Origin of the sequence: Thermogemmatispora tikiterensis (assembly GCF_003268475.1) — a bacterium.
GTDB lineage: Bacteria > Chloroflexota > Ktedonobacteria > Ktedonobacterales > Ktedonobacteraceae > Thermogemmatispora > Thermogemmatispora tikiterensis.
Genome location: NZ_MCIF01000002.1, coordinates 224,604 through 249,991, shown reverse-complemented (window position 1 = coordinate 249,991; position 25,388 = coordinate 224,604). Strand labels below are relative to the sequence as shown.

The window sequence follows — 25,388 nt, the reverse complement described above, 5'->3', positions numbered from 1 at the left end:
AACGCTGGACGCCCGCCGATTTAGAGGAGATATTGCACGATGTCGATGAGGAGACTGGCGAGGAAGAGACGTTCACGCGTCAGTGGGTCCTCTGGCATCTGCTCGAACATGATCTGCATCATGGTGGAGAACTCTCATTCTCGCTCGGAATGCATGGCCTGGCCGCGATCAATCTGTAGGAAGAAGAGATCTTCAGCGAAGGAGCGACCTGGATGCGTCGATTCTTCGCTGTACTCATCCTGGTGGTGATGGCCCCGATGGTCGCTGAACTGCTCTGGGGAGCGACCCTTATCAGCCGCTCCGCCTCTCTCATCAGCCAGGTGCCGCTGTCCGGAGCAGGGGCGCTCTGGTCTATCGTGTTTCCATCCCACCTCTTTGATGCAGCCGACTGGGACACACGCATCTTCGGGACTAAAGGAACCTGCTTTCTGACTGCTGGCTTGCTATCGCCAGCGTGGGACGCGCCGTCCAATCAGCGCATCGTGTTACTCACGGTGGAGCAGGCATCGACCAGGTGGCAGCCCTCGGCCCAACGCAGCCAGATCGGTCCGCTCTCCACGGACCTGAGCTGAACCGGCCCCAGCAGCCGATGATAGCTGCAGGTGCACTGTGAGGGAGCATTTGATAGGAGCTGTCCAGTTTGACCGCCAGCGCCAGCGCGCGGGCAACTCCGACGCTCTCACGCATCCCAGCCGAAAGCTCGTTGCGTTGAGAGAGGCTTCCTCGAAGCCTTCCACATCCAGCCCGCTCCGATCGATGAGCGTCAGGGCATGCTGCAAGCGCTGCAGGCGTGGCAGTCTCAGGGCCGTCAGCCTCAGCTCGACCTTCTGGAGCACGGGGAGCCAGGGAAAGAAAGAGGGCAACGCGCGGCAAGCCCAGCGCGACACGGGGTGGGAGGGAGACCCTGCAGCGGCTGGTTAGGCACGCGCACCGCTCCCTTTCCTGAGTGGGGCGGATCACTCGTGCCAGGATGCGTCGCAGTGTTGACTGCCCTGAGTCAGAGAGTCCCAGCAGGACGGACCACCAGCATGTCATCGAGGCTGCAGAGGCTCGTCAGCCAGCGGGCGTGACGCTAGTGGCGCCTGCGCTTCTTGCGCGGGGGAACAGTGGCCGTGACGGTGAGCGTGGCTGGCCGCTTTGGCGGCTTGCCGGACCTGGCTCGCTCGCTGGCGAGCGCTGTCTGCAGCTTTTTCACGAGCTGCATCGCTGCCTCTGCCTGCTCAAGATCTGCTGCCTCCAGCGTCAGGCGGGCGCCATGCAGCTCGATCGTCCAGCGGAGTGCTCGCTCCTGGCTGGCCTGTTAGCCAACGAGCCTGGCGTGGCGCTCGCGCAGGCGTTTGAGCACGGGCAGCAGCTTCTCGAAGAGCGTGACGAGGGCACTCAGGTCGGCCAGTCCCTCGGCGATGGCGGCATGCTGCTGCCAGACGGCGCCAGCCACCTGCTGCAGGATCAGCCAGGCTTCGATGAAGAAGCCGGGCGCTCCCTTCTGGCCGGTGGAGGCTGGAGGTGGGAGGACAAAGCCTTCTTGCTGGAGATCGGTCGCCAGCTCGTGGTGCAGGGCTGTGAGCAGGGCCAGATCACCGGCCTCCTCTGTGCCGGAGGCGGGCACCAGCTCGAGCAAGACCTGTAGCCGTTCAGCAGGGTGCCCCTGATGGAGGGGAGAAGACGGGTGCTGCTCGCTCATGCAGGATCACTGCTCCTTGCTCGTAGAAGTGAGCGGGAAGAAGGTCCCGAGGGGCCTTGCAAGAACGCCTCGGCCCAGCAGGTGGCGTCGTAGAGGGCCATGCCCAGCTCTGGGAAGGCGGGGATCAGCGGGAAGGCGAGAGGCAAATAATCAAAGGCAGCATGCCGGTTCACGACCTGCAGCCAGGTGCCCTGGATAAGACGGACGGCCTCGTGCCAGCGGTGGGCCTGAGCGAGGGAGCTGACCAGCTCGCTGAGCGCCTCGCCTTTACGCCAATGGTCAGGAAGGGCGCTGAGGACCCGCTCCGCCTCCTGCCAGCAGCGCTCCGCCTCCTGCTGCTGATGCAGTTCGCTCAGGGCCTCGCCCAGCCTGATCAGCAACCGGGCTTTGGCCCAGCCATCGGAGAGCTGGGCGATCACCTGCGCTGCCCGTCGACAGCGCTGCCAGCCTTCCTCAAGGCGTCCCGGCTGCCTTAGCAGCCACTCGGCCAGCTCGATCAGCAGCTTGGCCTGTCGCTCTCGATCAGTGAGCAGCTCCACCAGTCCCAGCGCCTTCGCCTCCTGCCCCAGCTGGCAGAGGACGAGCAACGCCGCATCGGGATAGGCATCCGCCCGACTCCCCAGGCTGCAACGCAGCAGCGTGTAGCCCCACAGCCGTGGCAGCTGCTCCAGCTGCTCCTCCAGCCTCTCCCCAACCGCCGCCGCCGCTCGCCGCCCCAGATCCAGAGTGCATAGCTGCCCATGCTCGGGTCCGCGTCCACCTTCGCTCGCCATAGCTCCCCTCGTCCAGCACCGCAAAGAGCCGCTCCCATTGCCTCGCCTCATAGAGATGCCGCACATAGTGCCGCTGTCCATAGCGCCGCCGCTCTCGCTCGCCCTCCTCCCTGGCCCCCTCCTGCCAGAGCCGGGCCAGCCCCCCCTGCTCGCACCAGGCCGCCAGCAGCCCATGCCAGCGCCGCTCTTCCTCCTCATCAAACAGCCCTTCCGGCTCCCTCGGCGATCCGTCTGCCTGTGCCGGCCCACCTCGCAGATAGTCGCGCCACTTCAGATGAAAGAGGGTATAGCCTCCCTGCTGATCCCGTATCACCAGTCCCCCTAACCGTCGCAGTCCCTGCCGCACCTCATCCAGATCGATCGCTCTACCATTAGCCAGTGTGAGCAGCTGCCGGAGCGCTGCGATCGTGAGCGGCTCCTGCGCCACCAGCAAGATCCCCAGCAGCGGCTGGATCACGCGTTGCCACCGCGCTCGCTCTCCCCGCAGCCGGTCCAGCGCCAGCGTAAACAAGCCCTCTGGGTCGCTGCTCAGGCGCTCGACCAGGGCCTCCACCTCCGCCGGCCCCTGCCCGCCTCGGCTCGCCAGTTCCCTGGCCAGGAGATCCAGAAAGAGGGCATGCCCCTCCAGCGCCTCATAGAACCGTTCTACGAGCATCTCGGAGAGGTCCACCCGCCGCTGTCGCAGGAGCTCCGCAAAATCGGACCGAGAGAGCCGTGGTAGCCGATACTCCCGCCGTGGCTTGCACAGCTCCAGCGGACGGAGCGTATCGTTGGGGCGAGTCCCCAGCACGAAGACGATCCCGGGCGGTGGGTTGCCTGGTCCCTGCGGCAGAAAACTCAGATCCCGCCAGCCACTCTGCGCATCAGGCGGCAGCTGATCCAGCCCATCGATGAAGATGACGTCCTGCTGCCCGCGTCGCGCAATCTCCTGCAGGGCCCCCTCCAGGGCCGCGCTTAAGGCGGCACGACTCTCCCCAGCCAGCCACCAGTCCGGCAACTGGTACTTGAGCATCAGGCGCGCTAGCAGCGCTTTGAGCAGGGTCACCTGATAGTCTGGGGGAGGCACCAGCGGAATGAAATGAAAGGCCACCCGCTCCTCGCCTCCCTGTTCCCTGGCGCGCGCTTCGACCAAGCTGGCGATCAGACAACTTTTGCCCTGGCCAGCCTCCCCGGTGATCGTCACATAGCCCCCCGTCGGCAACAGCTCCTCTACCAGCTGCCAGACGGCCTCTTGCTCGGTCTGGCGGCCCACGCAACTGCGCCGGCGGTCCTCGTAGAAGCCATCCCGACGCTGCACCAGCGCCCGCAGCCGCAGCCGCAGCCGCGCCTGGGCCAGCGCGGGATGGCGCGCCAGCACCAGCTCCTCGCCCGCCCCGTAGAAGCGCGGTCCCTGCTCCCGGAGGGCCTGCGCCAGGAAGGCAAACAGACGGGCAAAGGTCACGTTGCCCTCCTCATCGGCTGCCTCTGGCACCTCGCCCCGCAGGATCGTGAGCAGCTGCCCTGTCAGCAGGCCATGACCGTCCTGCTCTCGGGCGGGCTCCAGACCGGTCGCCGTCAGCACCAGGCGCACGCCGCCCGCCAGCGCCGGACTGCGCTCGCCTGGTTCCCCAAAGGAAGAGCGCAGGCGCCGCTGCAGCGCGTCCCGATAGGGATCGGGTGCGCTCTCGGCGAACGTGCCCCCATAGCAGCAGTCCAGAATGAGCAGCAGAGCAGCTGGGCCGCGCACTCATGTTCAAAGAGCACCCGCCGCAGCCAGCGAAACGTGAGGTGTGCCCTGGGGTCGACCTCCAGATCAGCAGGATCAAAGTCCGCCGTCACCAGATAGACCTCATCCAGACCGGCCTCCCCAGGCAGCGCCTCGGCATGCCCACTGAAGAAGACCAGCCCGAAATCTCCCTGCTGGAGCTCCAGGGCCAGCTGCACCACGGCCTTGCGCACCTGCTCCGTGGTCGCCTGCGCACCCACCACCGGGGGAACCACCAGTCGGAAGCCACAGCCGTCTTGCTGCAACACCTCCGCCATGCCACAGGCATCGGCCTCGGCCCACTGGAGCGGTGCCCGGTGTAGGGCAGGGGGTCCATTGATTCCGATGACCAGGGCCAGCCGCCGGTCAGGCGAGGGTGCAGCAGAGGTGGACGAGGATGGCGGGGACATCGTGAGCGATCGCCTCCCTCTCAGGGTAACAGTGCCAACAAGCCAGCAGCATTGGCTCTGTCGTGAGCCAGCTCACTCCTGGGGATCAGGAAGAGAGCGGTGCATCTATCAAGAGTATACGCCAGAACATGCCGATTGTGTATCTCTTCTGTGCCCTGATAACAACAGGCACCCCCCGCTCACCGGTGAGTACTGCCGGTTGCCTGGCCGAAAGTGGGCTCTGACTCCAGTACGCGCATCACAGACCAGACAGAGATAGGGCTAATTGACGCGAGCCATGCGCTCCACCAGGGTCATAAAAAGCGTGTAATTGGGGATAGCCAAAGGCCTGGCTCGTGCCCACAACCTCTGGCGCTTGTCAGCTCGATAGATCCAGACTTCAGGCCAGTTTACCGAGACAACACTCACGCCGCCGAGCTCTCTCCAGGGAAGCAGGGTGTTTGCACGGCCTTTTCTCTTCCTCAAGCCATCTATGGACAGGGAAAATGGCCCAAAGTCAAGCGTCTGGCCGCTGTTGAGCGCAGAGAGCGCCTGAGGCAACTTCGTCTCCGCGACGCGGCGGCCGATGATCTCAGTCAATAACCGGGCAGCTTGTGTACGGTTATAAATCATCACTTTGCGGCCGTCTGTGCAATGGATCCTGCTACGCGCCCAGGTGCCGATAGGAATGACGTTGACGTGGATACGTGTAATCAGTTGATAGACGGCTTCTACCTGCCTCCAGGCAATCACCTCACACCTTCCTGGCTGCCCAATGATGAAACCATCGTGAAAGACGTAGTAGCGCTCGGTGGCAATCTCGCGCAACTTACGCCAGTGCCCAAACATCACGTAGAGACAGCCCGCCTCTACCCCTGCTGCAATGAGCGCGAGCCACAGAGCTGCGATTGCCTGACTCGCATCACCCTCGCTGATTTTCACAATAAAGCCGTAAATAACAATAATAACAACAAAAGCAGTCATTATTAAGCTTAAAAGGAGCATCGTGATGAAGCCGAACAGAAAATATGGCGTTTTCTCATGGCGCAGGCCCATTACAGGCTGGCCGAGGCCATTGGAGAGGGCGAGCAGCTGGATCTCCTGGGGAATGGGTACCTGGATGGCTGCCACTGGCCTGCCTCCTCTCTTATTCACTACCTGCTTTCTGCCTCAAATCCGGTCGACCTCGAAGAGCAAGTGTACTGTCAGATACTTTCTGACTAATAGTTCTCTATAAATCATACAACAGATAATATTCTAGTGTCAAGAATAGATTACTGCTAGAGAAGTAAGTGTGCTCTGGTATTATTGCCTTAGCACATTTGCCATCTGGCAGAGCATTGCGCTCACCTGTGGACATGGTCAGCACCTGATGCGGCGCTTTTTACGAGGACAATGGACGTCTTCGCTCCTGCTGGCAGCGACGAGGGAAGGGACACCTGCTGGAGAGGCTCCGCCTCGGAGCGACCGCCTCAGGGAGCGGTTGGGCACTCGGAGAAGCCACGTCCTACGGGCCGACGCCTCCAGGGGCGACACCTCAGCAAGGCACGACGGCTCAAGCGTACCATTACCAGATGGAAAGCTGCCTGCGAGGAAGGGCACGATCAATCGCGCCCCCCACTTTGCGGCGCCGGCCCCCTTCCCCGGACGGTCGCGCTCGGTCCGTACGGGCGTGATTCATCACGCCCCTCCTTCGTGCCCACGTCCGCATCCTGCCCCTCCCGCTCCGATTGGGCGCTCCGACAGGATGGTGTCAGCGACAACCGTTCCTCGCTGGGATGCGTTGGCGGCGTGGCGCAGAGCAAGGGCGCGCTTCATCACACCATACAGACTTTTTAATCTTTCTGGCATTCTGATCCCAGACCACACCTGCATTCCCTTTATTGCTGTTCATTCCTCTTTGACAGCTTCAGCCAGAGCCATGAGGGCCAGCCATCCCTATCGGCGACAGGCTGGCTTGACGCTCTGTAGTCCCGGAAGTATAATGTTGTTATCAGACTAACAACATACGACGGCGTCGAGTAGCAGGCCATCACCGGTCGAGCAAGAGGCCAGAGGAGAGAGATGGCGAAACAGGATTCCCTGATTGAGCTATTGCAACAGCTTGGCTTTACCCAATACGAAGCCCAGTGCTACCTTGGCCTGCTGCGCCAGCATCCCCTCAATGGATCGCAACTCAGCACTGTCTCTGGTGTTCCACGTTCGATGGTCTACCAGACCCTGGATCGCTTAGAGGCCAAGGAGGCCGTGGTACGCATCAGTAGCGAGCCAGGAGAACCACAGCAGTATGAACCGGTCGCCCCCAGACTGGTCATTGCCCGCCTCTCCGCCCAGTTCCAGGCGACCTGTGAGCAGGCCGAAGCCGCGCTGAGCGCGCTTGGAGAGCCGCCAGCGTCCGAAATCGTCCTCAACATCGTTGGGGCTGACGAGATTCTCCGGCGCGCCGCCATGCTGGTTCGTCACGCACGGCTTCGGCTCGGCCTGATGGGAGGATCGCAAGAGCTGGCGGCGTTAGAACCTGAGCTCCGGGCGGCGGTGGCCCGTGGAGTGGTTCCACGCCTTGTCAGCATCGGACCTGCTCCGCAGGTGGATGGGCAGATCATCACCTTTCTGGGAGAGAACGTCTCTGCGCCAACGCGCTTTCTGATCGTGATCGCAGATGCCGCCCCCTTGCTCATGGCAACATTTGCGCCTGATACTCAAGCCACCGCCGTCTTGACGGAGAATCCCCTGCTGGCCCGGCTGCTCTCCGCGTTCCTGAACACAGAATACTACCTTGTTCGCGCTGCTAACCGGCATCCGGCGCTGGTTGGGCAGATACTCGAAGAGGTCCTGGAACCTGAAGATCGAGAGCGCTATGCCAGCATCGTACGCTTTTTTCAGCGCCGGGCGCGGTCTGCGCAACCTGAAGCAGACGAGAAGGAGAGCACCACATGAAAACCATCCTTTCAGAGACCTTTTACCAGCAGGTCCCGGCAGACCAGCAGGAGCGCCTGTCTTCTTTTCGCACGGCGCATCCGCGTCAACAGGTGGATCTGCTGGGGGTCACGTGGAGTTATCTGCTTGGGGGACAGGGCAGTGAGACACTTCTGATCCTGCCTGGGGGCGAACGTTTGGGGGACGTGGCCTTTCCTCTGATGGAACAGTTTGAGTCAGCCTTTCGCTGCCTTTACCCTGCCTACCCCCCGCTCGCCACGATGGAGGCCCTGCTCGATGGCCTCGCGGCCCTGCTCGACCGGCTTTCGATCGCCCAGGTCATCCTCTTCGCGGCCTCCTTCGGGGGCGATGTCGGCCAATGCTTTGTCCGCACGTATCCTGAGCGGGTCAGCAAGCTCATCTTACTCAACACTGGCCTGCCAGACGTGCAGCTTGGCAAAGCGGCCAGGCGTGGGAAGGCGCTGATCTCCCTCTTGCCTCTGAGGACCGTGCGCCTCCTGCTTCAGAGACGGCTGATGAGAGGGCTGGCGGTGCGACCAGAAGAGCAGCCGCTGTTCCAAGCGATGCTGCGTGAACTGGTTGCTCACCTCACGCGGGCGGATCTGGTCAGTGCCTTCGATGATACTATCGATTATCATCTCCATTACCGCTTTTCACCTGAGGACCTTTCAACCTGGTCCGGGAAAGTGCTTATTCTCCAGTCGGATGATGACCCTGTCACGACCCCGGCCAGGCGTCTGGCCCTGCGTCAGGCCTATCCGCAGGCCCAGATGCACCTCTTTCAACAGGCCGGCCATACCCCGTTTCTCTCCCAACCAGGCGAGTTCTACCCGCTTGTGCGCACCTTTTTGCGTGAGTCTTGAAAGGAAGAGAGATGGCTGCCTTCATTCCCTCTTCCACAGATGTCACCGTCCAGCTACGTGATGGGCGCCGCGTGGGCCTGGCTGTGATCGGGCCAGAGGACGGCTTTCCCATCATCCACTGTCACGGATCAGGCAGTTCACGTCTGGAAGTGACGCTGTTGGCCGCTCAGGCAGAGCAGGCGGGAGTACGACTGATCGCTCTGGATCGACCGGGCGTCGGTCTTTCTGATCCCAAACCCGGCTATCGGCTGCTCGATTGGCCTGATGACGTTGCGGAAGTCGCCGATCATCTGGGTATCAAGCGCTTTGCCGTGGAAGGCTTTTCCGCCGGTGGCCCCTATGCCCTGGCCTGCGCCGCCAGGCTTCCGCAGCGGCTCACCGCCTGCGGCCTGATTAGTACCATCTCGCCCCCCGATCTCATGGGGAAAACTGGAACCGTATTGAGTCGCATCATGTGGAAAATCCTACCGCATATTCCCTATCTGTTGAAGCACTATGCCCGTCTGGTTCAGCGTCAAGTCGGCTTCGACGTCACCAGTATCGCAAGGTATCTCGCTCTCTATGCGGTACGGTTGGGAGAAGCAGATCGCCAGCTGCTGAGCCATTCCGAGATCAGGGAACAGCTTGCCCGGGTGATGGCCGAGAGTTTCCGGCAAGGGGCGCAAGGGAACCTGGAGGTGGTGATGATCGAAACCCAATCATGGGGTTTCCAGGTCGAGCAGCTAGCCTGCGAGCAGGTGTTTCTATGGCATGGCGAACAGGATCGGATCGCACCAGCTGCTGCAGCGCGTCTGCTCGCGCAACGGTTACCCCATTGTAGAGCTACTTTTTATCTTAATGAAGGGCATTTCTCGACCCTGGCCCACCACTGTCTAGAGATCTTCAGCCTGCTGCGTGAGTAGTTCACGCCTGTGATGAAAGAGCGCCAATCTCGGGATCGAGGGGAGAGCCTGGTCAGCGTCAGAGAGGGTTTGCTGCTGCTGGCCGAGCTGTGCGTGTAGGAGGCTGCGGCGATAGCAGACGGCAGCCCACTGAGGATTGAGGCGCGGAGCCTGGTTGAGATCAGAGAGAGCCTGTTCGAAGTGGCCGGGCTGCGCGTGACTGGAGCAGTTGCCTGATGACTCGAGCTACCAGCTTGGACGGCTCGCTATGAGCTGGAACCTGGAAACAGCAGCCCGGCCAGCAAGGAGGCTCTGAAGGAGTGAGCAGGCACTCACGCTCGGGAAAGTGCCCCTGCCAGACATATTGAGCAGCTCAACGGAATTGACTCCCTCTTGCTGATGAGAACTATTTGCAACTGCTTCATATTTGCAAAAACAGCCCTCTCATGAGTATACTTGCAAGCAAGAGGGTCTCAGATAGCCCTCTCAAGAGCTGAAAAATGTCAGACAGTGGCCTTCGTCATCCTGCTTGCTCAAGGAGATTTCATGAGTAGCAATTTTGGAATTTCCGCGCTCCGACGAGTCTATCTTCAGAGTTCGTCCGAGGTCCGTCGTCGAGTGCTCGTCATCTACGCGCTTCTCATCGGCTATAACATCCTGGCCTGGGCCCTGACCCTCCTGGTGTTCGCAGGCCGCCCCGATCTCGTCGCCCTGGCGCTGACAGCCTATACGTTTGGCCTGCGCCACGCTTTTGATGCAGACCATATCTCAGCGATCGATAATGTGACCCGCAAGCTGATGCAGGAGAAACAGCGGCCTGTGGGAGTTGGTCTCTTCTTCTCCCTGGGCCATTCCACCATTGTAGTGATCCTGACCGTGCTCATCGCCCTCGCCGCGGTCGCTGCCGGTAGTTTTACCCAACTGAAAAATATCGGCGGCCTTGTCGGCACCGCCGTCTCGGCTTTCTTCTTGCTGCTCGTCGCGGCCATCAATCTGGTAATCCTGGGAGATATCTACCGCACCTTCCAGACAGTCAAGAAGGGCGGAGAGTTTCAGGATGTGGCCCTCGATGAGTCGCTCAACAAGCGCGGCCTCTTGGGTCGCTTCTTCCGCCCTCTGCTGAAGATGACGGACCGCAGCTGGAAAATGTACCCCATTGGCCTGCTCTTCGGCCTGGGTTTCGATACTGCCACAGAGATAGGTCTGCTGGGTATCGCCGCCTTCAGCGCTGGTCATGGCGTGCCTGTCATGGCTATCCTGCTCTTTCCAGCGCTCTTTACGGCTGGCATGACGCTCATGGATACGACGGATAGCGTGCTCATGCTGGGCGCTTATGGCTGGGCCTTTGTGAAACCCATCCGCAAGCTGTACTATAACTTCACCATCACCCTGATCTCCGTCCTCGTCGCCCTGGTGATTGGCAGCATCGAGGCGCTCAGCATCCTGGCGAGCGAGCTGAACCTGAGCGGTCCTTTCTGGGACCAGATCAACGGACTTTCCGATCAATTTGGCCTGCTTGGGGTCATCATTGTGTGTCTGTTCGTGGTAAGCTGGGCGATCTCGACGATCGTCTACAGGATCAAACGCTATGATGAGATCGAGGTGCATGTGACCAGACCGGCCACAAGCACCGATCCCTCGCCCTCGGGGAGCAGCAGTCAGTCATCCTGACGCTCTTCCGCTCTGTACCGCTCCTGACCTGATCCGGTGAGGTGAGGATAAGTCCAAACACTAATTGATTTTCTGTCTGCTCCAGAGCCATTGCACTGCGGGGTGCCTGGACCCCGCAGCTATCGCCCTTCTACCCTGTCTACAAGCGTGACCATTCCAGGGATCTCCCGTTCGTGTCCAGCAAGGCTGCTTGCAAGCAGCAGCATCTGACCGGGCCAGCCACGCGAGGGGACACGGCCCGGTCCTGCCTGCACTATTCCACATGACCGACGCCTGACAGACTGGCTCTCTACAAAGAAATCGCCTGCGTTTCAATCAGTGGGATGTTATGTGCAATGGCCCAGGCATAGATTCCCTGCCAGGCGGCCTTACAGAGAGCGGCGGCCCGCTGGTGGTCGCGCAGGTCTCCCTGCATCATCAACTCGCAAAGTGGTGCGAAGCCCTCCGGCAGGCAGATCGGGCAGGCGCAGGGCCTCCAGCAGCACCAGCGAGCGCATCGCGTAGCACTGGCGCTGCTCCGTGGCCCGCAACGCCCCCAACCACGAAGACCCCCGCCCACGCCGCGCCACCACCAGGCCAGGCGCCGCCAGCGTCTGTAACGCCTCCCACAGCGCCGTGCAACTTACCCGCAAGTGGACCGCCAGCTCTCGCTCCGGCGGGAGGAGACGCTTGCCAGGCGCCAGCATGCCCTGCTCCACCAGCACCAGGTCTCGAATATAGGAAACACTGCGCCCCTCCAGGCTGCGCTTGTCACCCTGCACTGGTTGAAAGACGTCCAACGGCATCAGCGGAGGTGCTCTACAGCGCCAGCAGCTATCTGCAGCTATGCGCCGATCCTAATCCTACGCGCAACCAAGAGATCCAGAAGTTGTGTCGGCTCTTACGGGCGTGCATTCCCGATGTAGGCCAGCTGACTCCGGAGAGCCACCATGTCTGCTTTTTCTACACCCCTCCAGCCTAGCACGTCCTGCTCACCCCGCTCAAGCGAGAGGATAGAGGAGGAGAGTCAGGACCATCCGAACCAGGGGGCACATGGGGAGCAGGAGTCACGCACCATCGTGAGGCCTCCGACATACTCTCTATCTCGTGTGCGGCAGCATTGCGTGACATCCAGGGACTGCTGGATTGCACTGCTTTTCACAAAGATGGTATACTGAAGCCATGCTAATAGTTGATCCTGACTTTTAGCGCGAGTGCCATGCATAAAATCCTCTTATTACTAGGTCTCCTGCGCCTCCGACCAATGTATGGTTATGAACTGCACCAGATCATCCAGGCGCATGGGGAACTGTACAGCGATTTGAAAAAGGCCAATCTCTACTACCTCCTGGAACGTCTGGCAAAAGAGGGCTATCTGCGCGTACAGGCCATGCCTGGGGCCCGGGGCTCCCGCGGCGAGCGACTTATCTATGATATCACTGATCAGGGGCGCAAACGCTTCAATGAGCTGCTGCACGAGATCATGCTGAACTACGAGCCCGTGCATATTGGCGTGGAGACTGCGGTGATCTTTCTGGAGCAGGTCCCCACTTCCGAAGCGATAGCCCTGCTCGTCAAGCGACGCGAGATCGTAGCCGAGCATCGTACGAAGGTAGCGAAGCAGTTGGAGACAATACGCGGGAGCGGACCGATGATGCATATTGCCAGTGATCATCTGCTCAGCCTCATCGATGCCGAACTGGCCTGGATCGATCGCTCGGTCACCTACCTCTTGCGCCTCGAAGATGCCAGCAAGCCCCGCCACCAGCGGCGTGTAGCAGAGACAGAATAAAGCGAGATCTCATCTGGTCACCACTCCAGAGAAAGACCATTGTGATCCCTGTTCTCCTTGTTCCTGAATAGCGCATCTCCTTGACCAGATGCCAGTCATAAGGGGTTGCCTTTTCCTCGCAACTATGATATAGTTCCTCCTAAAGTCAGTACTGACTTTAGGAGGAGTCTCACCTGGCACCTCGGACACCAGCACGAGCGGGGAGAGAATAGCTGCCACGTTCTTACGGGCCACCATATGACCACAGCACAGAAGACAGAAGAGAGAATGACGGACGCAGTCGCGAGGAGCAGGTTCTCGCTCATTGTGATCTGGACTGCTGACCCTGGAACTCGTGGCCGCGGCGTTTATCTCCATCAATGTGCCGCGCAGCATGGCCACAGAAGAGGTAGGAGCAGGAGAAACGCTGATGTTGCCTGCATAGCTGGCGGCATCTGCTCCAGGCTCGCCTGTCATGATTGTAGTGATCGTCGAGGCAATATCGGGGCGGGACAGGTTCCCAGGTGCCCTTTTGCAACCCGTAGGGATAGATTCTCTTCCCGACCGCAATGCTCAATCCAGTGTCAATGGAATCTGTCTGGGGTTCTGGCCGACAGGGACAGCGATCAGGATGTTCACCAGAGCCCTGCCCTTCAGCTGAAGGGACGAGTCGAGGCCGCTGAAGTCAGCCAGACTCACCCTGTCATTATCTTGATAGGCCTGGTGGACATCCGGTGAAAAGGGAGGCACTATGCTGGCTTACGTGGTCACCAGTGCGACCGGCTGGATCATGATGGTGTTGCTGGCGACTACCATCATCTATCCCTTCCTGCTGCGCAGTGGCCTGCTCGGTCCTGTGCAGCCCTTCTTGAAACGTATGCGCATCCACTACTGGATGGGCTACAGCATTGCAGGCATTGTGCTCGTACATCTCTGGATACCCATGAGTGCCGGCCTCGCTGGCGTGGTGAATTCCGCCGGGCTGGATCTGGCGACGATGGCGATGTTGCTGATCTTCGGACAGGTCTGGTTAGGACGCCAGCTGAGCCAGCCGACATTGTCGGCGCGTCGGACCCTGCGGCGCTGGCACTTTTGGGTCATGCTCGGTATCGCGGCTTTTGTGCTTGGCCACGTGGCGCTGAATAGCAGCACACTCCAGACACTCCTGCATAGATAACGACCGTTTCAGGGATACAGGTCATGATTACTTTCATATTACATGCCATTACAGATTTTTCCTCGTCACGACGTGGTAAATTCGTCGTGATCATGTTCTGGCTGCTCGTTACCGGCGCGCTGGTTGCAACAGCACCGAGACTGGCCAGCCTCTACAATGACTCGCTACAGCAGCAGATGCCCGCTACCGCCGACTCAGTGGCAGCCCAAAACCTCCTGCTGCGCGCCTTTCCATCCAGCCGTGGCACGCCAGCGCTGCTAGTCCTCTACGACCCCGGTGGCTTGAACGTGGATGATCGCATCCGCATCAGGCAGATCAACGATTGGCTGATCACCCAGAAAACTCTACCCGTGGCGACTGTCGTCTCCGCATTCACTGTGCCGCAGGCGACAGCACAGCTCATATCGCCTGATGGGACAACTATGACGATCATCGCGATGCTGGAGGGATCTGTCACTGACCCTGCCCTACTGAAAGCTGTGGCGATGATCCGCCACGCTCTTCAAGATATGACGCAGGGTAGCTCATTGCAGGCATACCTGACCGGCCCGGCGGGCATCATCAGCGACGCTACTGTCGTCTTTGGTTCGGTTGATGTGCGCTTATTGCTGGTCACCATCAGCCTGGTCTTTGTGCTGTTAATCGTGCTCTACCGCTCTCCCATCCTCACCTTGCTCCCCTTGCTGAGCGTAGGTATCTCGATGCAGATTGTCAACGCTCTGCTCGGCTTTGGAGCAAAGGCCGGCCTCTTCGCAGTCAGCTCGATGGCCAGCCAGATCGCGACGGTGCTGCTCTTCGGCGCCGGCACCGACTATAGCATTTTCATCATCTCGCGCTTTCGCGAAGAACTCCTGCGCACTCAGGACCGGCACCAAGCGATGCGCAGGACCATGCGAGCGGTCGGGGAGGCCATTACCTCGAGCGCGATGACGGTGATCCTCGCGCTACTGACGCTGCTCTTCGCCGCGTTGGGTCTCTACTCCTCACTCGGTCCTCCACTCGCTATTGCTATCGCGGTGATGCTGCTGGCAGGACTGACGCTAGTGCCAGCGCTGCTGGTCTGGCTGGGACGCGCTGCCTACTGGCCGTTTGTACCACGCTATCAGGAACAGCAGCCAGAGGCGGCGGAGGCACGCGCCCGTGGCTTCTGGGGCAGGTTGGGGCAGTGGACCGTCAGGAGGCGCAGGGCGGCTGTAGTGGGCAGCGCGCTCCTGCTCGCAGTCCTGGCAATGGGCACGCTCGACGCTCAACCCAGCTTTAATTTCCTGAGCGCCTTTCGCGTTCCAACCGACTCAGGCCGTGGCTATGCACTTCTGCAGCAGCATTTCCCGGCGGGCATGCTCGCACCTACGACGGTGCTGATTCAGCTGCATGGTGCGACCCCCGACGCTTATCAGCATCTGGTTCAACTGGACGCGATCACGGCTGCGCTGCAAAAGGTTCCAGGCGTCGCAGTGGTCAGAGGCCCAACCCGCCCTACTGGCGGTGCACCTGCCGTTGATCCCGCCGCCCTTCAGAGAAACATCGCCGCTTTGCCTGCGAGCCTACGTGCTGCCATCCGCCGTGGTCAGGGACTGCCTGCATGCAGTGACTCGCTATGCATACGGCCTACGCCCGACATTCTCACGGCAATCGGGGCCTATGCCGCGAGCGTGAGCTTTGTCTCGTCCGACGCCACGACGGTACAGCTCTCGGTCATCTTCAATGATGATCCCTACTCGTTGCCTGCCATCCAGCGCATTGCCCTGCTGCACACAACGCTCAGCAGGACACTGGCTGCGAACGGGCTGGGAGGAGGGGCGGCGACTAGCGCAACCTTCCATATCGCCGGGCAGACAGCGCAGCTTGCCGATCAGCTGGCCTACAATCGGCGCGACACGCTGCTGATTGTGCCGGCTGTGCTGGTGCTGGTGCTCCTGGTGCTGGTGCTGCTCTTGCGCAGCCTGGTGGCGCCGCTCTATCTGCTGCTGGCTGTCACCCTTAACTTCCTGGCAGCTCTCGGGGTAGGCTCGTTCTTCTGTCTGCGTATCCAGGGACAGGATGGTTTCAACTACGCCATTCCGCTCTACTCCTTTGTCTTTCTCGTCGCGTTGGGTGCTGACTACACGATCTTTCTGATGTCGCGTGTGCGCGAGGAAGTAGAGCGGCACGGCCTGGAGACAGGGGTTATCTTCGCTGTCTCACGCACAGGGGGCGTGATTACCTCTGCCGGCCTGATCCTGGCCAGTACCTTCCTCGTACTAACCACTCTGCCGCTGACAATCCTTTATCAACTCGGCATCTGTGTGGCGGTGGGTGTGCTACTGGATACCTTTATTGTGCGCGGTCTGCTGGTGCCGGGCATGGTCGCGCTGTTGGGGCGCTGGAACTGGTGGCCTCGGCGCAGGCTGATCCAGGCAAAACTGGCGCTGCCGATGCTGCTGGTGCTGCTGGCTGCCTCACTCGTCAGCTGCGCCGGGGATGGCGCGCAGGTTGCTCCGGTTGCTCCTGCCCGGCCAACGCCCGCAAGCCACCCGTCTCTCCCTGTGATCCCAATCACCGCCGTGGATGACGGCTATGAAATGCCCACTTCTCTGAACCTGCATGCCGGCCTGGTCGATATCGCTCTGGTCAACAATGGTACGCAGCCGCATCAGGCGCAACTGGCTCGTCTCCATGACGGCGTCACGCCCAGCCAGGTTCTGGACGAGTTCGTTACGAAGCGGGATCAGCGCGCCGGCTTCGCCCTGCTGACGCTGGCCGGTGGATCAGATATCGTGGCACCTGGCTACGGCCAGGAAACGATCCTGAATCTGTCGGCTGGCGAGTACGCGCTTCTGTGCCTGGTGGTTGGCAATGACGGCGTTTCTCACGTGGAGAAGGGCATGATCCGCTTTTTTAGTGTCGCTGCAGCGAGCGCACCGGTTACGCCACCGGCAAGCAACGGCGTGGTGGTCATGCGCGATAGCGGATACGTGTTGCCAGCGGTTATCAGCACAGCACAGGCGCTCACTCTGCGCGTGATTAATCAGGGCAATGAGCCGCATGAAATGAATATCGTCAGGCTGGCAGCCGGCAAGCGTCTGCAGGACCTCCTTGCATTCTTTCGCTCGCCATCCGGCCCACCGCCGTTCGAGGAGTACGGTGGCATGGCAGCTCTGGCCCCCAACGGGTCAGGATGGATCAAGCTTCATCTGGAACCGGGCAATTATGCGCTGTGTAGTCTGATTCCGGATCAACAGACGGGCCAGCTGCAGCTAGAGCGAGGGATGATCGCGCTGTTCAGCGTTCACACTATGCCTGCCTGAGTGGCTGCAGCTATGCGAGCGTGCCAGCGCTGGCAGCTCTGTCCGACGGGAAGAACTGGCCCGGCAGGCCACTCTCTGCGGCAACTCGCCGTGGCCCGGTGTGCACAGTGGCGAGGAGGTCAGAATCTCCCCTCTGGCCTCCCGCGATGATGCAACAAGGTCACAGCACAGCCTCGAACGCAGGAGGAAACTGCGGGATTGTGAGCAGCAGCCCGGTCATCGCCAGGACCATCACAGCCAGCAAGATGATACTCCGGGTAAAGGATATCGTATGCAAAAGGGCAAAATCAAGCAGTGGTCTTCCTCGCGATCTCTGAGCCAGGGTCAGCCAGTATTCCCTCAGGAAAAAGCCGCCCACAAGCAGCACACCACCAGTGATCGGGAGCAGCGTCGCACTCTCCCCCCAGCCAGCGCTCCCGGCCTGAATGAGACCGGCGGTGACCAGGGACAGGCCCCCAGCCGAGACGACCAGACCGAGCGGGTCGAGATCGGGACGCCCCTGCGCCCGGCTTTCGGGGAGAAGCAGCAGGGTCACCAGCAGCTCAGCGCAATGGGCACGTTGAGCAGGAAGACCCATCCCCACCAAGCGTGGCTGAGCAACCAGCCTCCCAGAATCGGCCCAAGCGGCAGGGAGAGGAAATTGACTGCCCCCCAGATTGCTACGGCGCGCGGGCGCTCCTGCTCGGCGAAGAGCACAGTCACCGCTGAGAGCGCCATCACAATGATGCCCGCTCCAGCCAGCCCAAGCAGACAACGCGCCACAATGAAGATTGCCGGCGTGGGCGCATAGGCACAGATCGCTGAGCCTGCTCCAAAGAGCAGCAGGCTACTGAGCAGCACTTTCTTGCGACCAAACCGATCGCCAAACAGACCTGTCGGTAGCATCGCAGTGGCTAGCATCAGGAGATACCCCGCCGAAAACCACTGGAGATCGGTCTCACTGGCGTGCAAGACCCCAGCCAACGTCGGGATCGCGATACTCAGGATAGTGCTATCCAGGCCAACGGCCAGAACAGCCAACACCAGGGCGCCCAGCACCTATCATCAGCGTCATGCTCCATTCCTTTGGAGCAAGCATTGCCAGTGAGCGAGGACAGCGCATGAATGTCCTGATACGAGCTACCCCTTTACCACCTTCGATCTATCTGCTGGCCAAAATGGTGACGGCTCTGCTGTCTGCCCTGGTAATGCTGCTTGTCCTTTGCGGCTTTGCTTTGGCGGTGGGTGGCGTGCGGCTCAGCGCTATCTCATGGGTCACATTGATCGCTTCTTTGCTTCTGGGCGTGTTGCCTTTTATCCTGCTCGGCCTTGCCATCGGTAATCTTGTCAACCCGGCGGGAGCAACCTCTGTCCTGAATCTGTCGTTCTTCATCCTGGCCTTTGCCTCGGGAGTTTTTGTCCCGCTCACATAGCTGCCCGGGGTCTTGCAAAACATTGCTCCCTACTCGCCACTCTATCTGACGGACGCCGGTGAACCGTTTCCCTCGCCCATGTCGCCAGCTGGCTATCCGTTCCAGCTCGTTTCCCCATATCCCACAGGCTGTCTGGCAGCCAGCGTCTTCAGGGGCTGGAACTGGGAAAACGTCGCGGACTGAGTCTTCGGCCTGCCGACGACAGAGCGGCTTCCTCACCTCGCTCCTCGGCTCAGTCGCCTGGGCCCGCCAGAGCAGGGCTGTACACTTCCCTGCAAGCCCCCGGCTTTAGCCGTGGGGTTTATGCCTCTCTCAGAGAAAGGTGATTCTCTGCCAGAGAGCGAGAGGGCAGTGACCGCTTAGTATCTTACCCAGGCAGACCGGCATCGACTTCCCCTCTTCAAAAGGCTATTGCACAATCACGGTTAGCGTCATGCCAGGATGAATGGTGCAATAGATGTAATAGGTGCCTGCGGTCGTAAAGGGACCTATCGTCACACTGCCTCCCTGGATCTGGAGAGTATCAAGGCGAGGCGCGCCCGGCTCCTCTTGCGGGTGAGGACTGCCGTTGAGCCAGCGACCGTAGCGCAGGATATGCAAATACTGTCCGTCGTCTACCAACACGAGCTTTGAACCTTTGGGAATGGTGATACTCGACTGGCTGAACGCAGAGATCCCCATATGCACAGCTGGCAGGCCAGCGCTCGTGGTACTGGCAGAGGGCACGGGCGTCACAGCCACCAGTAACGAAACACAGAGTGCCCCCAGGATGAAGCCCGCCAGAGCGCTGAGCAGTTGTGTCAGCCAGCGCGGTGCTTGACGCTCGCCTCCACGATAGTTCTGGAAGGTAGCGCCACCGCCGGCCACGATCATCACCAGGGCGGCAAGGAGCATCAGCAGCGAGGCCATGAAGGGAGCAACCTCCCCAGGATGCGTCAGGTGATACCCAAAGTATTGCTGCGTGAGCAGTCCACCTGGAATCAGTCCTAGACCGAAGAACGCGCCTAGCAGCGGCGCCCAGAGGAGGCCGCAGGCGATCAACCCTGCCAGGGCCAGGCTCACCAGAGCCAGAATGAGCAGCGGCACAATCACCAGCCCTGCCAGCAGCATCAGGCTGCCACAGGCCAGCGCCGTCACGATCAGCGCCAGCACGGTCAGCAGCGAGAGTACTGTCAACGGGCGACGAGCGAAAAGGGCAGTGCCGGCTTCCCTTTGCTCTTGCATTGCCAAAGACCTCCAACAATAATGATTCAGACTCGCCGGAGGTACTGTTGCCCTGAGCGCTCAGTCCGGTCGCGCGGCAGGCTGTAGCCAGCGTTCCAGATCAGCTAGCAGTCGCCGAATATCCGGCGAACTGCCTCCACTGATAGCGTGGAAAGCCAGGCCTTTGATCACGATAATCAGCCCGGTTACAGTCTCCTCAATATTGAGGTCGCCGCGCAGCATCCCGCAACGCAAACCCTCACTGACCACCGGCGTGAGATAGGCACGCCAGGCAGCTTCCAGCCGGTGCAGTGCACGGCGCAGCGACTCATCCCTCAACGAGCGCAGACTGATCTCACTGAGCACAATAAAGACCTCCGGCTCTTCATGCAGCAGATGGTCAATGCGTAGAAACATCGAACGGATATGCTCCAGAGGAGTGGCCGCCTCCGATAGCTGCGACGGCCCACGGCTGCTCAAGATCTCCAGCAGGTGCTCGACGACGCCCTGAATCAGTTGCTCCTTGCCAGCAAAGTAGTAGTGCAAGGTCGCAACATTCACGCCAGCCCGGGCAGCAACCTCGCGTGTGCGAAGATACTCAAAGCCTCTTTCGGCGATTAGCCGGTAGGCCGCCTGGATCAGCAGACGACGGCGCTCCTGGCCTGAGAGCCGTCTTGGTTCACGATCTTCCTCATGTGGGAAAGCCATTTCCGTCATTCGACATTTCTCCATCAACTGATCGATCAGTATAGCTACAAGCTCCGTGTTTGTCAATCAACTGATTGATTGATTGATGAGCAAGCCCCAGCAGGTCACCAGAGGTGCTGCGCTGGAGCACGGTTAACGAACAGGAAAAGAGGTAAGTACAAGTCTCTATCTTAGAGGTAAGCGACAGGCCTGGTAAAGGGTCTGCCACTCAGAAGAGATCTGCTGCCCTAAAGGCTCAGCCCACCAGCAACTGGTTTGAGATCCTACCCTGGTCAGGAAACTCTGAACTGATCGGCGTTCTGGACCGTCACCAGGATACCATCGATCGACTGCTTCTCGTGATCAATGAGGAATACAGGTGGTCCCCATGCCTCGCTGCGCCGTCTGGATCGGGGCGGAGGAGATGCTGCCGACGCCGACCGTCGCCGAGGCCAGGCTACTGCCACCGAGGCTTCCTTGCCATGCGCTCGCCCCCGCCAGGTAAAGAATCTCCACGATTGGAGCGGTGATTTCTCCGGTCCTGACTTCCTCTACGCATGCCGTTGCCTCCTGTTGCCGCCATTGAGCCTGTTCGTTCTCGGGGACCAGGTTGCAGCCAGGCCCATGCAGGTAAGTGGCCAACTCTTGTGGAAAGGCAGTGAGCCAGCAACTCTTCCAGAAAGAGTGTTCACAGGACTGCGACCGGTTCAGCAGGCAGCGCGGCTACAAAGTGACTGAGTGTCAAGGCCGCAGGCAAGCTGACGCTCCCCAAGAGGGCCATGAAGGGAGGCGCCGGGGGATGCACGGCATTTCAGAGTCCGCTCGGTGCTGATCGCATAACAGACCACGCCACCGGCGATACTGCTGATGCCCGCCTCTTTGACGAGAGGTGATGATTTCTCCATTCAAAGAGGCAGATGTCTCTGGGTCCTGAAGGAGGAATGAACCGTTTCATACTCCAGGACCAGAGACCTCACAGGGGAACGTCGCGATCGTGGACGGCTGACAGCTTCGCTCCGGCTAAGACCGCTCTGGTCGGTAGGTGAGGACGACGACACCGGAACTGAAGGTCCTGGGTTCGATCAGCTTCAGCACCTTCATCTCGCTTCCCTCTCGGAAGAGACACTTACCTCTGCCCACCACAACAGGGAAGACCATCAGCCGATATTCATCGATCAGATCCAGGGACATCAGGCTGCGGACCAGTTCCCCACTGCCAAAAATCAATATCTCCTGCCCTGGCTGCCGCTTGAGCCGGGAAACTGCTTCCGGGAGATCGCCCGTGAGCAAGCTGGCGTTCCATTCCACTTCTGAGAGCGTGGTAGAGACCACAAACTTAGGCAAACTGTTCATGCGCTCTCCATATGTCCCAGTTCCCTGCATGCTCGGCCAGCTGGCTGTCAATCCCTGGTAGGTCCTGCGTCCCAGAAGGAGTGCCGAGCAGCCAAAAAGCTCATCGAATTTATACTTTTGCGATTCTTCACCAGACGAACGAAATACTCCAGGGCCTCTGTCAACCATTCAGACAGTTGCTCCACCTGAGCCGTTGAGCAGCCAGACCATCCCGAGAGCGCCGCCTGAGCGGCGTCAGACCAGCGGGAGAGGGATGCCAGCGAGTCGGACGGCAGAATCAGGAAACGTGCCAGAGCCGCGCCTGCAAGTGGCTCAGCAAAGTCCGCGAGGAGATCGATGCCGGCTTCATGGGGGGCATACACCAGGGCCGTCACCTGTTCATCGACCAGCCGCTGGAGCGCCGTCGCCAGTCGTGAGGCACCATTCCAGGCGTGGCATCTGCCTCCCGGCAATTGCTCAGCTGAAGCGTGCAGCATTTGCCTGGTCTCGCACCCGCTCCCGTTCTTCACCAGGATGAACAAACCAGCGTTCAACCAGCAGACTTCGAAACCAGCCAGGACTCGCTCTTCTCGTATCAGCACGACGTGATGACAAGGCGGAAGGACACGGGAACCCCCTGCCTCACGACCCATACGTGCTCCCTGTCTTAAGATAACGCAGAATCCTCCTGAGCACCTCCTGCACTCGCTCGGGATACACCCAATCGTTGGCCAGGAGCCTTCCCCGAGCCACCTTGTTTGAACACTGCCCGGCTTGAGTACGTACCTCCTGCGGTAGCTCTGCTTCTACTGCCCGTTCACCCCCCCGTTAGCCCGGGTGGCCAGAGTGAACACTCCGAAAGATTCGAGCTGTTCAGTCCAACTCTGGAACGCCTGGGAATCGCTCTCCACCCCTTCTGGAGGAGCAGGTTAAGTTCAACCAGCCACTTCCTGGATCTTCCGTATCCAGAAGATCGGGTCCTTTGAGTGGTTGGCCACCCCGGTTCAGCAGATCTGGGGACCAGACTGGCAAAGCTCCCTGCCCGGTTTCTCCTTCAACCAGCAGCACGGCCTGGCTGGACAGGAGCGCTTTGGCTGAGGGATTCTCTTTGAGGGACCGCTGCAATTTCGGCTCCGGAAGATACGGGCTGCCACCGAACGTCGAGCGAACTGCGCTCGTCGCCCCGCCTCTAGCAGAGAAACGGCTCACGCACGTGAGCCTGTGATCAGGTACCAGGAAGGGGCGATGAGTGATCAAGAGCCCCTGATTCGCTGGAAGGACACGACCAGGCTGCCCGTGCTCTCCGTCCTGCTCCAGGAGAGTGAGCAGGCGAACCTGGACCGACGGGTGCAAGTGCAAGGCCGATTCATCCAGCAGGAGAATCCGACCGGGACCTTCTCCAAGGATGGGAGCCAGCAAAAGCGCCTCAGCCCTGCCCGCTCCACTGAAGCGGAGAGGAAGATCCCCCCAGCAATTGAGGATGACTCTTTCCACCTCCTTCCTGGTCTGAGGACGCAGAGTGATCCCCCCCTGGAGCCAGCCGTACTTCGCAGTCTTCACCTGTCAAATAGGTAAAAATGGTCTGCATGTCTTGATCCTGTTTTCGCTCCGTCATGGAACCGTTCTTCTTAGCTTAGCAAACAGCAACCGTGCCAGGTGTTCGCCCGCGCTTATCCCTGACCAGGAGCGATCCGCCGCTGTCCCCAGCAGGAAACGGTCGACAGGGAGCCAGCGTTCAGCGAGCGCCAGAAGGGATTGCTGCATCAGCTGCTGTTCCAGCAGCTGCGCGTTTCTCAGTTGGCGCGAGCCAGCAGAGCCACCAGCGATTTATGGAAGCGCTCGGTGCGTAACAAGCTCTGAGTGGTGAACAAGTTGTGGATCGCCCTCCACCTGGAGGCGAATGCCTTGATCGGCAGGAATCCAGGCAGGAACATCAAAGGAGTCAACGGCCCCTGGCTTGAGCCAGAGGCTTGCCCGCAGCCTCGTCGGCCCGGGCTTCGGAGCCACTTCGACAGCTGCCCACTGCTCCGAGCGCATTCGTCTCCTTCAGATCAATCCCCACGACCCGGCTCGCTCCTGTGGCCTGCTTCGGGGTTGGGAGGGGTTGCGAGTCCGGCGCCTCTAGCGTGAGAGTCAGTCGCTCAAGCAGCCGCTCATCACGTTCCACGGCTCTAAGGCTGTCCATCGTCTTCACCTGTGCCAGCCGCGGCTGAAAGGCCTGTGGGACCCGGTAGGGCAGGCATTTGCGCCCGGCCACGGTCCAGAGCAAGAGGGTCCCATCTGATCTGGTCGCAGGCTGGCATCGCGTCCCCGCAGGCCGACGAGAAACAAGGTCCGTCTGCGCCGGAACAGGAACGGGCGTCGCGGCAGATGGCGGTGGCTGCACGCGCTCTGGGAGGAAGCAGCCACCAGCCGGATCGCCGCGCAGGCCATCTGTGTGTTGAGCTGGCCCTTGACCTCCTGGTAGCAGGCCCGCTGCAGCCTCACAGCAGAGAGGGGCTTCTCTCTCATTGAAGCAGGGACTGCCCTCCCACTGGATCAGGGAGGCCTCCCTGCTCGAACCCCCACCGAGGTTGACAAACCGCGGCTCCTCTCTTCGATCCCCGCTCTCGCCCTTATCCAGCCTTCGTCAGCACCAACCGGCCAGGTCATCCTCTTCTCGCTCCATCAGGAGAGCAAACCAGGAGAGCCAGCGCCAAAAGGCGCTATGACTCTTCTGTGTTTCTATTGGTTCTATCCGCCGCAGCGCCAGTGCCCGCCATTCCTCCGCAGAGCGCTTCTCCCCGTCTGGCGGCAGACGCCGTGCTCCCCCATGCCGTGAAGCACCAGAAGGCGCCCGCTAGCAGCAGCGAGTCGACAGGCACGAGCGACCCTGCCAGCAGCAACGCCAGAGCCTCTACACCGTCATCCGCCCAGATGAACAGCAGCCCTCCCCTCCCAGCGACAATCCCAGCCCGAAGTTTTGAAGATCATCGCCCAAGACACAGGCATGCTACACCCCCTGACGTGATGCCAGCCGGCGATTGAGACCGCCACCGCTGCCTCCATCCGACCAACAGCAGTGTCGATTCCTGCGATCACAGGGTCGATTCTCCCCACCTTCGAAGCCAGGCTGCACTCCCACGCGGCTCTTTGCCCTCCGCGACGCCCTCGCTCGCGGGGACGGTGAAGGTCTCGCCTCCTGGTTCAGCTGATCCATGCCCTGATCAGCAGGCCTCTTCAGAAAAAGCACTCCTCCTGCTTCTCACGGGGGAAACAGCCCGTTCTCAAGCAAGCGTCTTCACTCTTCTCCTGCTGTCGGCATGGCTGCACTCTTCTCGCCTGACTCTCCCGCACCACCATCCCGATGCAGAAAAGCGTGAAAAGGATCACTGCAAGGAGCCTGATCCGCTCAAACATCTGCGGAGCCTCCCCCTCCCAGCCATCCAGGACAACTCCAGGTATCCAGCTCCCCAGCAGCACCCCCCAGGCTACACTCCACCATGCACCCACGGGAGTCCTCCTCGATCTGGCGCTCAGCCCACACAGCGCCAGTGGGTAGCCCACCTCCAGCGCTGCTACGCCCCACTCCAGGCCCGGCACCTTCAGCCAGTTCTCA

26 protein-coding genes are annotated in these 25,388 nt (G+C 60.6%); 9 read left to right on the top strand and 17 right to left on the bottom strand.

The window, feature by feature from the left end:
• Positions 1-212 precede the first annotated feature (212 nt).
• Positions 213-572, top strand: coding sequence for a hypothetical protein (locus A4R35_RS01145; protein ID WP_112425753.1), 360 nt, complete (start codon positions 213-215; stop codon positions 570-572).
• Between the two features lie 500 nt (positions 573-1,072).
• On the opposite strand, the gene A4R35_RS24905 is transcribed toward A4R35_RS01145, so the two are convergent.
• The 6 genes from A4R35_RS24905 to A4R35_RS01120 all read right to left on the bottom strand — a co-directional run bounded on the left by A4R35_RS24905 (position 1,073) and on the right by A4R35_RS01120 (position 5,721).
• Positions 1,073-1,204 carry a hypothetical protein gene (locus tag A4R35_RS24905; protein ID WP_262982308.1) on the bottom strand — a complete coding sequence of 44 codons (132 nt, stop codon included), beginning with the start codon at positions 1,202-1,204 and terminating at the stop codon, positions 1,073-1,075.
• A gap of 96 nt (positions 1,205-1,300) precedes the next feature.
• Positions 1,301-1,684: a hypothetical protein gene (locus tag A4R35_RS23805; RefSeq protein ID WP_146747074.1), complete on the bottom strand. Its 384-nt coding sequence runs from the start codon at positions 1,682-1,684 to the stop codon at positions 1,301-1,303.
• Complete coding sequence (locus A4R35_RS01135; protein ID WP_146747073.1) at positions 1,681-2,223, bottom strand: hypothetical protein; 543 nt, start codon at positions 2,221-2,223, stop codon at positions 1,681-1,683. Before A4R35_RS01135 ends, A4R35_RS23805 begins: the two co-directional genes overlap by 4 nt.
• Positions 2,207-3,709: an NACHT domain-containing protein gene (locus A4R35_RS01130; RefSeq protein ID WP_399358659.1), complete on the bottom strand. Its 1,503-nt coding sequence runs from the start codon at positions 3,707-3,709 to the stop codon at positions 2,207-2,209. Before A4R35_RS01130 ends, A4R35_RS01135 begins: the two co-directional genes overlap by 17 nt.
• Before the next feature lie 302 nt (positions 3,710-4,011).
• Positions 4,012-4,611 carry a caspase family protein gene (locus tag A4R35_RS24545; protein ID WP_112425745.1) on the bottom strand — a complete coding sequence of 200 codons (600 nt, stop codon included), beginning with the start codon at positions 4,609-4,611 and terminating at the stop codon, positions 4,012-4,014.
• Between the two features lie 261 nt (positions 4,612-4,872).
• Positions 4,873-5,721 carry a DUF6585 family protein gene (locus A4R35_RS01120; protein WP_112425743.1) on the bottom strand — a complete coding sequence of 283 codons (849 nt, stop codon included), beginning with the start codon at positions 5,719-5,721 and terminating at the stop codon, positions 4,873-4,875.
• Positions 5,722-6,654: 933 nt separating this feature from the next.
• On the opposite strand from A4R35_RS01120, the gene A4R35_RS01115 reads away from it, so the two are divergent.
• The 4 genes from A4R35_RS01115 (at position 6,655) to A4R35_RS01100 (ending at position 10,942) form a co-directional block, all read left to right on the top strand.
• A complete protein-coding gene (locus tag A4R35_RS01115; RefSeq protein ID WP_112425741.1) occupies positions 6,655-7,527 on the top strand; it encodes a TrmB family transcriptional regulator in 873 nt (290 codons plus the stop codon).
• A complete protein-coding gene (locus tag A4R35_RS01110; protein WP_112425739.1) occupies positions 7,524-8,390 on the top strand; it encodes an alpha/beta fold hydrolase in 867 nt (288 codons plus the stop codon). The genes A4R35_RS01115 and A4R35_RS01110 overlap by 4 nt, the downstream gene beginning before the upstream one ends.
• 11 nt (positions 8,391-8,401) lie before the next feature.
• Positions 8,402-9,292 carry an alpha/beta fold hydrolase gene (locus A4R35_RS01105; RefSeq protein WP_112425737.1) on the top strand — a complete coding sequence of 297 codons (891 nt, stop codon included), beginning with the start codon at positions 8,402-8,404 and terminating at the stop codon, positions 9,290-9,292.
• 525 nt (positions 9,293-9,817) lie between these two features.
• Complete coding sequence (locus A4R35_RS01100) at positions 9,818-10,942, top strand: HoxN/HupN/NixA family nickel/cobalt transporter (protein WP_112425735.1); 1,125 nt, start codon at positions 9,818-9,820, stop codon at positions 10,940-10,942.
• Positions 10,943-11,231: 289 nt separating this feature from the next.
• Here the strand turns inward: A4R35_RS01100 and A4R35_RS25160 are convergent, their stop codons facing one another.
• Both A4R35_RS25160 and A4R35_RS01090 read right to left on the bottom strand, forming a co-directional pair.
• Complete coding sequence (locus A4R35_RS25160; protein WP_399358656.1) at positions 11,232-11,357, bottom strand: hypothetical protein; 126 nt, start codon at positions 11,355-11,357, stop codon at positions 11,232-11,234.
• Positions 11,311-11,727, bottom strand: coding sequence for a GntR family transcriptional regulator (locus A4R35_RS01090; RefSeq protein ID WP_112425731.1), 417 nt, complete (start codon positions 11,725-11,727; stop codon positions 11,311-11,313). Before A4R35_RS01090 ends, A4R35_RS25160 begins: the two co-directional genes overlap by 47 nt.
• Before the next feature lie 413 nt (positions 11,728-12,140).
• Between A4R35_RS01090 and A4R35_RS01085 the strand changes: the two genes are divergently transcribed.
• The 3 genes from A4R35_RS01085 to A4R35_RS01075 all read left to right on the top strand — a co-directional run bounded on the left by A4R35_RS01085 (position 12,141) and on the right by A4R35_RS01075 (position 17,156).
• Positions 12,141-12,713 (top strand): PadR family transcriptional regulator, encoded by a 573-nt coding sequence (locus A4R35_RS01085; RefSeq protein ID WP_146747071.1) that lies wholly within the window; start codon positions 12,141-12,143, stop codon positions 12,711-12,713.
• A 730-nt stretch (positions 12,714-13,443) separates the two neighbouring features.
• Positions 13,444-13,869 (top strand): hypothetical protein, encoded by a 426-nt coding sequence (locus A4R35_RS01080; RefSeq protein WP_112425727.1) that lies wholly within the window; start codon positions 13,444-13,446, stop codon positions 13,867-13,869.
• Between the two features lie 23 nt (positions 13,870-13,892).
• Positions 13,893-17,156 carry an MMPL family transporter gene (locus A4R35_RS01075; protein ID WP_112425725.1) on the top strand — a complete coding sequence of 1,088 codons (3,264 nt, stop codon included), beginning with the start codon at positions 13,893-13,895 and terminating at the stop codon, positions 17,154-17,156.
• Positions 17,157-17,316: 160 nt separating this feature from the next.
• On the opposite strand, the gene A4R35_RS01070 is transcribed toward A4R35_RS01075, so the two are convergent.
• Both A4R35_RS01070 and A4R35_RS01065 read right to left on the bottom strand, forming a co-directional pair.
• On the bottom strand, positions 17,317-17,691 hold the full coding sequence (locus tag A4R35_RS01070; RefSeq protein WP_112425723.1) for an MFS transporter: 375 nt from the start codon (positions 17,689-17,691) through the stop codon (positions 17,317-17,319).
• Positions 17,688-18,179, bottom strand: coding sequence for an MFS transporter (locus A4R35_RS01065; protein WP_189361193.1), 492 nt, complete (start codon positions 18,177-18,179; stop codon positions 17,688-17,690). Before A4R35_RS01065 ends, A4R35_RS01070 begins: the two co-directional genes overlap by 4 nt.
• 29 nt (positions 18,180-18,208) lie before the next feature.
• Between A4R35_RS01065 and A4R35_RS01060 the strand changes: the two genes are divergently transcribed.
• Positions 18,209-18,568, top strand: coding sequence for an ABC transporter permease (locus A4R35_RS01060; RefSeq protein WP_112425720.1), 360 nt, complete (start codon positions 18,209-18,211; stop codon positions 18,566-18,568).
• Between the two features lie 408 nt (positions 18,569-18,976).
• Here A4R35_RS01060 and A4R35_RS01055 read toward each other — a convergent pair whose 3' ends face one another.
• The 7 genes from A4R35_RS01055 to A4R35_RS24540 all read right to left on the bottom strand — a co-directional run.
• On the bottom strand, positions 18,977-19,792 hold the full coding sequence (locus A4R35_RS01055; RefSeq protein ID WP_112425718.1) for a cupredoxin domain-containing protein: 816 nt from the start codon (positions 19,790-19,792) through the stop codon (positions 18,977-18,979).
• 60 nt (positions 19,793-19,852) lie between these two features.
• A complete protein-coding gene (locus A4R35_RS01050; RefSeq protein ID WP_189361191.1) occupies positions 19,853-20,488 on the bottom strand; it encodes a TetR/AcrR family transcriptional regulator in 636 nt (211 codons plus the stop codon).
• Positions 20,489-20,821: 333 nt separating this feature from the next.
• The gene (locus tag A4R35_RS01045; protein ID WP_112425714.1) at positions 20,822-21,100 is read right to left on the bottom strand and encodes a hypothetical protein; all 279 of its coding nucleotides are present in this window, start codon (positions 21,098-21,100) and stop codon (positions 20,822-20,824) included.
• 378 nt (positions 21,101-21,478) lie between these two features.
• Entirely contained in the window at positions 21,479-21,886 is a 408-nt protein-coding gene (locus A4R35_RS01040; RefSeq protein ID WP_262982352.1) for a dihydrofolate reductase family protein, read from the bottom strand.
• The gene (locus tag A4R35_RS24900) at positions 21,859-22,443 is read right to left on the bottom strand and encodes a cytochrome P450 (RefSeq protein ID WP_262982362.1); all 585 of its coding nucleotides are present in this window, start codon (positions 22,441-22,443) and stop codon (positions 21,859-21,861) included. The genes A4R35_RS01040 and A4R35_RS24900 overlap by 28 nt, the downstream gene beginning before the upstream one ends.
• A 1,289-nt stretch (positions 22,444-23,732) precedes the next feature.
• Entirely contained in the window at positions 23,733-23,975 is a 243-nt protein-coding gene (locus tag A4R35_RS01030; protein WP_146747069.1) for a hypothetical protein, read from the bottom strand.
• 1,034 nt (positions 23,976-25,009) lie between these two features.
• Positions 25,010-25,388 (bottom strand): hypothetical protein (locus tag A4R35_RS24540; RefSeq protein ID WP_223258129.1); only part of this gene is annotated, 379 nt, incomplete at its 5' end.